8 protein-coding genes are annotated in these 8,316 nt (G+C 60.5%); 5 read left to right on the top strand and 3 right to left on the bottom strand.

What is annotated here, in order from left to right:
- Positions 1 to 75: 75 nt before the first annotated feature.
- Positions 76 to 480: a S4 domain-containing protein gene (locus D6877_RS06615; protein ID WP_122698817.1), complete on the bottom strand. Its 405-nt coding sequence runs from the start codon at positions 478 to 480 to the stop codon at positions 76 to 78.
- A 116-nt stretch (positions 481 to 596) separates the two neighbouring features.
- Here D6877_RS06615 and D6877_RS06610 point away from each other — a divergent pair, with 116 nt between their 5' ends.
- From D6877_RS06610 to rimK, 3 genes are read left to right on the top strand one after another with little or no spacing between them, the layout of a single operon-like run.
- The gene (locus D6877_RS06610) at positions 597 to 1,376 is read left to right on the top strand and encodes an EAL domain-containing protein (protein ID WP_122881279.1); all 780 of its coding nucleotides are present in this window, start codon (positions 597 to 599) and stop codon (positions 1,374 to 1,376) included.
- Between the two features lie 34 nt (positions 1,377 to 1,410).
- Positions 1,411 to 1,872 carry an ATP-dependent zinc protease gene (locus D6877_RS06605; protein WP_172667902.1) on the top strand — a complete coding sequence of 154 codons (462 nt, stop codon included), beginning with the start codon at positions 1,411 to 1,413 and terminating at the stop codon, positions 1,870 to 1,872.
- Entirely contained in the window at positions 1,869 to 2,774 is a 906-nt protein-coding gene (rimK, locus tag D6877_RS06600; protein ID WP_024011184.1) for a 30S ribosomal protein S6--L-glutamate ligase, read from the top strand. Before D6877_RS06605 ends, rimK begins: the two co-directional genes overlap by 4 nt.
- Positions 2,775 to 2,873: 99 nt before the next feature.
- Here the strand turns inward: rimK and D6877_RS06595 are convergent, their stop codons facing one another.
- Together D6877_RS06595 and ompR are read right to left on the bottom strand one after the other, a co-directional pair.
- A complete protein-coding gene (locus tag D6877_RS06595; protein ID WP_016770645.1) occupies positions 2,874 to 4,187 on the bottom strand; it encodes an ATP-binding protein in 1,314 nt (437 codons plus the stop codon).
- 114 nt (positions 4,188 to 4,301) lie between these two features.
- Entirely contained in the window at positions 4,302 to 5,042 is a 741-nt protein-coding gene (ompR, locus tag D6877_RS06590) for a two-component system response regulator OmpR (protein ID WP_039756430.1), read from the bottom strand.
- Positions 5,043 to 5,400: 358 nt separating this feature from the next.
- Between ompR and D6877_RS06585 the strand changes: the two genes are divergently transcribed.
- Complete coding sequence (locus tag D6877_RS06585) at positions 5,401 to 7,725, top strand: Tex family protein (RefSeq protein ID WP_130910264.1); 2,325 nt, start codon at positions 5,401 to 5,403, stop codon at positions 7,723 to 7,725.
- Positions 7,725 to 8,108, top strand: a complete 384-nt coding sequence (locus D6877_RS06580; RefSeq protein ID WP_024011182.1) for a PaaI family thioesterase — start codon at positions 7,725 to 7,727, stop codon at positions 8,106 to 8,108. Before D6877_RS06585 ends, D6877_RS06580 begins: the two co-directional genes overlap by 1 nt.
- Positions 8,109 to 8,316 lie beyond the last annotated feature (208 nt).

Raw genomic sequence — 8,316 nt, 5'->3', positions numbered from 1 at the left:
GAAAAGATCGCAGCCTTCGGCAGCTCCTACAGGGATCGCATTCCAACTGTAGGACTGCCGCACGCTGCGATCTTTTTACTCGTCGTTGCTACCGCGAAATTTGAACAGATCGCGCCGCTGCTTCTTGCTCGGCTTGCCATCGGTGCTCACGCCCAACGACCCCGCCTTGCGCATTGCCGCAGCCGCTTCACGCTTGGCGATACTCGCTTCGGTCTCCGCATACAAGGTCTGCGCCTCGGGCGCGCCACGACGCACGATCGACAAAGCTTCCACCCTCACCGTACGCACTTCGAAGCCGGTGCGAATCTCGAACTCATCGCCAATGCGCGGCTCCTTGCCCGGTTTGCAGCGTTCGCCGCGACAGTGCACCTTGCCACTTTCAATCGCCGCTTTGGCCAAGGCCCGGGTCTTATAGAAACGCGCCGCCCATAACCACTTATCGAGACGGACCTTGTCGTCCTCCTCCTGCTTCTGTCCCATATGAATTCCTCGCTCAGCCAGTAGTCGGAACTGTACTACCGTTTCTGTCGGGCGCAAGAACTCGGCCCACCAGATAGACTGTGATCTTCGCCGCCTGACCGGCCTGGAGTGACCGAGTGACAAAATTTCCGACTTCATTGACCTCACCCAAGGGCGGTTGCCAGGGCTGTCAGCAGAGCGAGCCGCTGGACTTCGATTTTGCCTTCGCCTATCAGCCAATTGTCGACCTGCGCGACCAATCGGTATTCGCCCACGAAGCGCTGGTGCGCGGCGTGGCCGGTGAGGGTGCGCTGTCCGTGTTAAATCAGGTTACAGAAGACAACCGCTACCGCTTCGACCAGCTCTGCCGGACTCGGGCCATCGAAGGTGCGGCCAGTCTTAATATGCAGACACACTTGTCGATCAACTTTTTGCCCAACGCCGTCTACCGTCCAGAGCTATGCATCCGCAGCACACTGGAGGCCGCACGAAAACACAACTTTCCGATCGACCGACTGATTTTCGAAACCCTGGAAATCGAGCACGTAGATAATTATCGCCATTTGACCAATATTCTGCGTGAATACCGCGAATTCGGCTTCAAGACCGCCATCGACGATTTCGGTGCCGGCTATTCGGGGCTCAATCTGCTGGCTGATTTCCAACCGGACCTGATCAAACTCGACATGGCGCTGATCCGCGATGTTGACCAGGACCGTGTCCGTCAGGTGATCGTGCGGGGGATTGTCACAATGTGTGCGGAGTTGGACGTTACAGTCATTGCCGAAGGCATAGAAAGCGCCGGGGAACGGGATTTCCTCGCGGACTGTGGAATATTTCTGATGCAGGGCTACTGGTTCGCCAGACCTGCATTCAAAGCGTTGGCCCAGGTGCCGGACGAGGCCTGGAAGCGTTAACCCTTGGTTTTTTTCCTTGAAGACATTTGATCATTTGACCGTTGTCGGTCTGCGCGAGTGGGTGGCGCTCCCGGGCCTGGGAGTCGCGGGCCTGCGCGCCAAAATCGACACCGGCGCCAGCACCTCCAGTTTGCACGCCACAGATATCGAACCGTTCGAACGCGACGGCGAGAAATGGGTGCGCTTTACTGCGCATCTCGGCACGGTGGTGCAGTTGCGTCACCGGCGCTGCGAAGCCCCGCTGGTCACACGCAAAACCATCAAAAGCTCCAACGGCCATGCGCAGGTGCGCTACGTGATCAGCACCACGCTGGCCCTGGGTGATCGGGTCTGGCCGGTGGAGTTCACCCTGGCCTGCCGCAAGTCCATGCGCTATCGCCTGTTGCTCGGTTCCAAAGCCCTGATCGATGGCCAGTTGGTGGTCAATCCGGGCATCAAGTATGTACAAGACAAGCCGGTGTTCCCGGTATCTACCTCCTCCACAGGTGTTGCATGAAGATCGCTGTGCTGTCGCGTAATCCGCGTCTGTATTCCACCCGCCGTCTGGTCGAAGCCGGAATCGAGCGCGGGCATGAAATGGTGGTGATCGACACCTTGCGCGCCTACATGAACATTGCCAGCCACAAGCCGCAGATCCATTACCGCGGCAAACCGCTGGAAGGTTTCGACGCGGTGATCCCGCGGATCGGCGCGTCGGTGACGTTCTACGGCTGCGCGGTGTTGCGTCAGTTCGAAATGATGGGCGTGTTCCCGCTCAACGAGTCGGTGGCCATTGCCCGCTCGCGGGACAAATTGCGTTCACTGCAGCTGCTGTCGCGGCGCGGCATCGGTTTGCCGGTCACCGGTTTTGCCCACTCGCCGGACGACATTCCCGACCTGATCGCCATGGTCAACGGCGCACCGCTGGTGATCAAAGTGCTCGAAGGCACCCAGGGCATTGGCGTGGTGCTGTGCGAAACAGCCACGGCGGCAGAGTCGGTGATCGAGGCGTTCATGGGCCTGAAGCAGAACATCATGGTTCAGGAATACATCAAGGAAGCCGGCGGCGCCGACATCCGCTGCTTCGTGGTCGGCGACAAGGTGATCGCGGCAATGAAGCGCCAGGCCAAACCGGGAGAATTTCGTTCCAACCTGCATCGCGGCGGCAGCGCCAGCCTGATCAAGATCACCCCGGAAGAACGCATGACCGCGTTACGCGCTGCCAAGGTCATGGGGCTGGCAGTGGCGGGTGTGGATATCCTGCGTTCCAATCACGGGCCGCTGGTGATGGAAGTGAACTCGTCGCCGGGACTGGAAGGCATCGAGACCACTACGGGCAAGAATGTCGCCGGGATCATCATCGAGCACCTGGAAAAGAATGGCGGGCCGAATATGACCCGCACCAAGGGCAAGGGCTAGAGAAGCAGCTGCTAGCGGCAAGCTTCAAGCGGCAAGTGAAAAGCGCTCTTGCTTGTAGCTTGTAGCTTGTAGCTTGCAGCTTGCAGCTTGCAGCTGCTTCTAAACCGCATCTCGGGGCAACATCAACCCCAGCGGCAATCTCACGCGGGCCTCAAGTCCACCCCCGGACCGGTTGCGCAATTCGACATTGCCGCCATGCATCGCCGCAATCCTTTTCACGATCGCCAGTCCCAACCCGGTGCCTTTGCCACCGCGAGCCCGATCACCTCGGGTGAACGGGTTGAAGATTGCCTCAAGCTCGGACGGATCAATCCCCGCGCCACGGTCCATCACGCTCAGGACCACATACGGCGCGCTGGTATCTCCGGACACATAAGCCGCGACCTCAACACCGGTGCCGGCATGGTTCAAGGCGTTGCCGATCAGGTTGTTGAGCAGGCGTTTCATCGACACTCGACGCAGCGGAAACGGCTGGATCGGTTCCAGGCGCAGGCGCACTTTCTCTTCGTTCTGGTTGTACGGCGCGGCGACTTCGCGCACCAGATCGCTGAGGTCGACTTCTTCCACCGACTCGTCGCGACCGTCACGGATGAACGCGAGGAACTGGTCGAGAATCGCGTCCATGTCCTCGATGTCGCGGACCATGTCGTCGGTAAGGTCGGTGTGATCGCCCATCAGTTCCAGCGACAGGCGCAAGCGCGTCAGCGGTGTGCGCAAGTCGTGGGAAACCCCGGCCAGCATCAGCTCGCGCTCGCGTCCGGCCTGTTCAACGTCCTCGGCCATCTGGTTGAAGGCGCGATAAACCTCGGTCATTTCGCTCGGCGTATCACTGATCGGCAGACGTACGCTGCGGCCCTGGCCAAGTTGCCGCGCGGCATAGACCAGGCGCTTCAACGGCTGGTTGAGCTGGCTGACGAAAATCCATGCCGACGCCGTCGACAACAGGCCGATGGCGAGGAACCAGCCGAGCACGTTCCAGATCTTCTGCCCGCGCAACGGATGTGGATACAACGGCACTTTGAGCCAGCCATCGCCCAGGCTCGGCGCCCTCACCCACAGTGCCGGCGGCGAGTGCATGCGCAAGCGCACCTCGGTGTCGGCACCCAGTTCCGCCTGCATCTGACGCTGATAGATTTCGCTGTACGGCCAGTGCTGCTCGCCTTCCGGCACACCGGCGCCGACCACACGGATCAGGGTCGCGGCATCGGCAATTTTTGCGCGGTTTTCTTCATCGGCGGCCCAATAGGCGCGCAACGTCAGAGCGACACCATGGCTGTATTGGCGGTCCACCAGCACGTCCTCGTTCATCAACAGATAAACCAGGGTCAGCGCCTTGGAAAACAGCACGACGATCAGCACCAGCCAGAGGGTGCGGGAGAAAAAACTTTGGGGGAACCAGACGGGGGTTTTCATCTTTAACCGCTACACACTTGCAGGAGCGAGCAATGCTCGCATATTGCGGATTGCGAGTCTGTGGCAATGGCCGTGCGACCAGAGCCTTGCAGACCCGCTCCTACAAATCACCGATCACTTGGTGGCGGTGCCATCCGGTACGAACACGTAACCTACGCCCCAGACGGTCTGGATGTAGCGCGGTTTCGACGGATCGGGTTCGATCATCCGGCGCAGACGCGAGATCTGCACGTCGATGGAGCGCTCCAGCGCATCCCATTCGCGACCACGGGCCAGGTTCATCAGTTTGTCGCGGGTCAGTGGCTGACGCGCGTTCATCACCAACGCCTTGAGTACCGCGAACTCACCGGTGGTGAGCATGTGCACTTCGTCGCCGCGCTTGAGCTCGCGGGTCGCCAGCGACAACACGTAATCTCCGAACGTGACGTTTTCGTCTTCGCTGCCCGGTGCGCCCGGTACCGGTGCGGCCTGACGGCGCAATACCGCTTTGACCCGCGCCATCAGCTCGTCCGGGTTGAACGGCTTGGCCAGGTAATCGTCGGCGCCCAGTTCAAGGCCCTTGATACGGCTCAGCTCATCGCCCTTGGCGGTGAGCATGATGATCGGAATCTGGTTGTTCGCGCCACGCAGGCGGCGGCAAGCGGTCAGGCCGTCTTCGCCCGGCAGCATCAGGTCGAGGACGACCAGATTGAACACTTCACGCGCCAGCAGACGGTCCATCTGCTCGGTGTTCGGAACGGTACGGGCACGGTAGCCCTTGCTGACGAAGAAACGCTCCAGCAGGCTGCTCAGCCCCGGATCGTCATCAACGATTAGAATTTTTTCGCCTTCAGCCGTTTGTGCAGTGCTGCTCATTGGATGCTCCTTTTAGCTCGGCGCGCATTATGGCGTAGCTGCCGTTATACGCACCGTGTGCATTGTTAGCAGATTTTTCCTTCACTGCCAGAAAACCGGGGTTTATGCCTACAGGCTGCGACGCCCCCGAATGACAGAACGCTGGTTATAATGCGCGGCGTTTTGCGCCAGGCAACGTCTGAATCGTTACCGTAAGTGGCCGGTATTTTTTCCGGCCCTGTGCAGCAACTGTTCGATTTCACGGGTCAATGGGCAGCCTCTTGATCCAGGCAGCGGCAATTTTCCAGCCGCTCAATCAGCCTCCAGGCCTTTATCTGCGCGCCTGTGAGCCTGCTTTCAAACTATGTCAGGTGGTTTTATGGACAGCATCAACAGCCGCATTGCCGAGGAACTCGGCGTACGCCCACAACAGGTCGAAGCGGCCGTCGCGCTACTCGATGAAGGTTCTACCGTTCCCTTCATCGCCCGTTACCGGAAAGAAGTCACCGGCAGCCTCGACGACACCCAGTTGCGTCATCTGGAAGAGCGCCTGCGCTACCTGCGAGAACTCGACGAACGGCGCATCAGCATCCTCGCCAGCATCGAGGAGCAAGGCAAACTCACCCCTGCCCTCGAGCGCGACATCAAGCTCGCCGACACCAAAACCCGTCTCGAAGACTTGTACCTGCCGTACAAGCAGAAGCGCCGCACCAAGGGCCAGATCGCCCTCGAAGCCGGCCTCGGCGAACTGGCCGACGGCTTGTTCAACGACCCGAACCTGTCGCCGGAGACCGAAGCCGCGCGCTTCGTCGACGCCGAAAAAGGCGTGGCCGATGTGAAGGCTGCGCTGGAAGGCGCCAAGTACATCCTCATGGAGCGCTTCGCCGAAGACGCCAGCCTGCTGGAAAAGCTGCGTAATTTCCTCAAACAGGAAGCGATCCTCAGTGCCCGCGTCATCGCTGGCAAGGAAGAGGAAGGCGCCAAGTTCCGCGATTACTTCGAACACGATGAGCCGCTGAAAAGCATGCCGTCGCACCGCGCCCTCGCCATTTTCCGTGGCCGCAACGAAGGCATTCTCAGCTCCGCGCTGAAAGTCGGCGATGAGCTGCCCGGCACCATGCACCCGTGCGAAGGCATGATCGCTCAGCAGTTCGGCATCCAGAACCAGAACCGCCCGGCGGACAAATGGCTCGGTGAAGTGGTGCGCTGGACCTGGAAGGTCAAGCTCTACACCCACCTGGAAACCGACCTGCTCGGCGAGTTGCGCGATGGCGCCGAAACCGAAGCAATCAACGTGTTCGCGCACAACCTGCACGACCTGCTGCTGGCCGCTCCGGCCGGCCCGCGCGCGACCCTGGGCCTCGACCCGGGCCTGCGTACCGGCTGCAAGGTGGCCGTGGTCGACTCCACCGGCAAGCTGCTCGACCACGCCACGGTTTACCCGCACGTGCCGCACAACAAATGGGATCAGACCATCGCCATCTTGGCCGCCCTGTGTGCCAAGCACTCGGTGGATCTGATCGCCATCGGCAACGGCACTGCCAGCCGCGAGACCGACAAGCTGGCGATCGAGCTGATCAAAAAATACCCAGCGATGAAGATGACCAAGGTCATGGTTTCCGAAGCCGGCGCCTCGGTGTACTCGGCGTCGGAACTGGCGGCCAAGGAATTCCCGGATCTCGACGTGTCGATCCGTGGCGCCGTGTCGATCGCCCGTCGTCTGCAGGATCCGCTGGCCGAACTGGTGAAGATCGATCCGAAATCCATCGGTGTCGGCCAGTACCAGCACGACGTCTCGCAGCTGAAACTGGCGCGCGGTCTGGACGCCGTGGTCGAGGACTGCGTGAACGCCGTGGGCGTGGATGTGAACACTGCCTCCGTGGCCTTGCTGGCGCGAATCTCCGGCCTCAACGCAACGCTGGCGCAGAACATCGTTGCTCACCGTGACGAACACGGTGCGTTCAAGACTCGTGCGGCGTTGAAGAAAGTTGCGCGTCTGGGCGAGAAAACCTTCGAACAGGCCGCCGGTTTCTTGCGCGTGATGAACGGCGACAACCCGCTGGATTCCTCGGCGGTTCACCCGGAAGCCTATCCGCTGGTGCAGCGCATTGCCGCTGAAACCGACCGCGACATCCGCTCGCTGATCGGCGATGCCGCGTTCCTCAAGCGTCTGGACCCGAAGAAATTCACCGACGAAACCTTCGGTCTGCCGACCGTCACCGACATCCTTCAAGAACTGGAAAAACCCGGTCGCGATCCACGTCCGGAGTTCAAGACTGCCGAATTCCAGGAAGGCGTCGAGGACCTCAAGGACCTGCAACTGGGGATGATCCTTGAAGGCGTCGTCACCAACGTTACGGCGTTCGGTGCGTTCGTCGACATCGGCGTGCATCAGGACGGTCTGGTGCACATTTCGGCGCTGTCGGAGAAGTTCATCAAGGACCCACGCGAAGCGGTCAAGGCCGGTGACGTGGTGAAAGTGAAGGTCATGGAAGTCGACATTCCGCGCAAACGCGTCGGCCTGTCGATGCGCATGAGCGACACTCCCGGCGAGAAAATCGACGGTGCCCGTGGCTCGCGTCCGGGCTCGGCACCGCGCCAGTCTTCGGGCAACGCGCCGCGCAAGGAAACCGTTACCGCCGCGCCGGTGAACAACGCGATGGCCTCGCTGTTCGCCAACGCCAAACAGTTGAAGAAACGCTGATGGACATGCCGGCCGGGCTCGTCGAGAGCGCGTTTTTCAAGCTGTTGGGCTGCCGCCTGCACAGCCTCGAAACCGGGGTGGCGCAAGTCGCCCTGGCGCTTGAGCCCGAGCTGCGCAACCGCGGCGGCAAACTGCACGGCGGTGCGCTGTTCAGTCTGGTCGATATTGCCATGGGCCTGGCTTGTTCCAGCAGCCATGGCTTCGATCAGCAGAGTGCGACCATCGAATGCAAGATCAACTACATCCGCGCCGTTTCCGACGGCGAGGTGCTGTGCACGGCGCGGGTGATCCACCCGGGCCGGCGCACGCTGGTGGTCGAAGCCGAGGTGATGCAGGGCGACAAACTGGTCGCAAAAGCGCAAGGCACCTTCGCTGTCCTGTAGATGTTGCTCATCATTTTGAGTTAATTTCGGCTCAATGAATCCTGTGGGATCTACCGAAGGCTGCGATCTTTTGATTTTGTTTTTCAACGGCAAGATCAAAAGATCGCGGCCTTCGGCAGCTCCTGCAGGTCATGTGTGCGGCTGACAGGCTAGAAAACCAGGCGATAACGCCAGTTTCAACTTCACCCTTGTAGACCGTCCTGCCCAC

Source organism: Pseudomonas sp. Sample_9 (genome assembly GCF_004307535.1).
Taxonomy (GTDB): domain Bacteria; phylum Pseudomonadota; class Gammaproteobacteria; order Pseudomonadales; family Pseudomonadaceae; genus Aquipseudomonas; species Aquipseudomonas mercuritolerans.
Note: the sequence above shows the minus strand (reverse complement) of the source record. Positions and strands in the feature narration are given on the sequence as shown.

What these genes read in the sequence shown, in the direction of transcription:
- D6877_RS06615 (WP_122698817.1), bottom strand. Translation starts at nt 480, where the DNA reads ATGGGACAGAAGCAGGAGGAGGACGACAAGGTCCGTCTCGATAAGTGG.
- rimK (WP_024011184.1), top strand. Translation starts at nt 1,869, where the DNA reads ATGAAGATCGCTGTGCTGTCGCGTAATCCGCGTCTGTATTCCACCCGC.
- D6877_RS06595 (WP_016770645.1), bottom strand. Translation starts at nt 4,187, where the DNA reads ATGAAAACCCCCGTCTGGTTCCCCCAAAGTTTTTTCTCCCGCACCCTC.
- ompR (WP_039756430.1), bottom strand. Translation starts at nt 5,042, where the DNA reads ATGAGCAGCACTGCACAAACGGCTGAAGGCGAAAAAATTCTAATCGTT.
- D6877_RS06585 (WP_130910264.1), top strand. Translation starts at nt 5,401, where the DNA reads ATGGACAGCATCAACAGCCGCATTGCCGAGGAACTCGGCGTACGCCCA.
- D6877_RS06580 (WP_024011182.1), top strand. Translation starts at nt 7,725, where the DNA reads ATGGACATGCCGGCCGGGCTCGTCGAGAGCGCGTTTTTCAAGCTGTTG.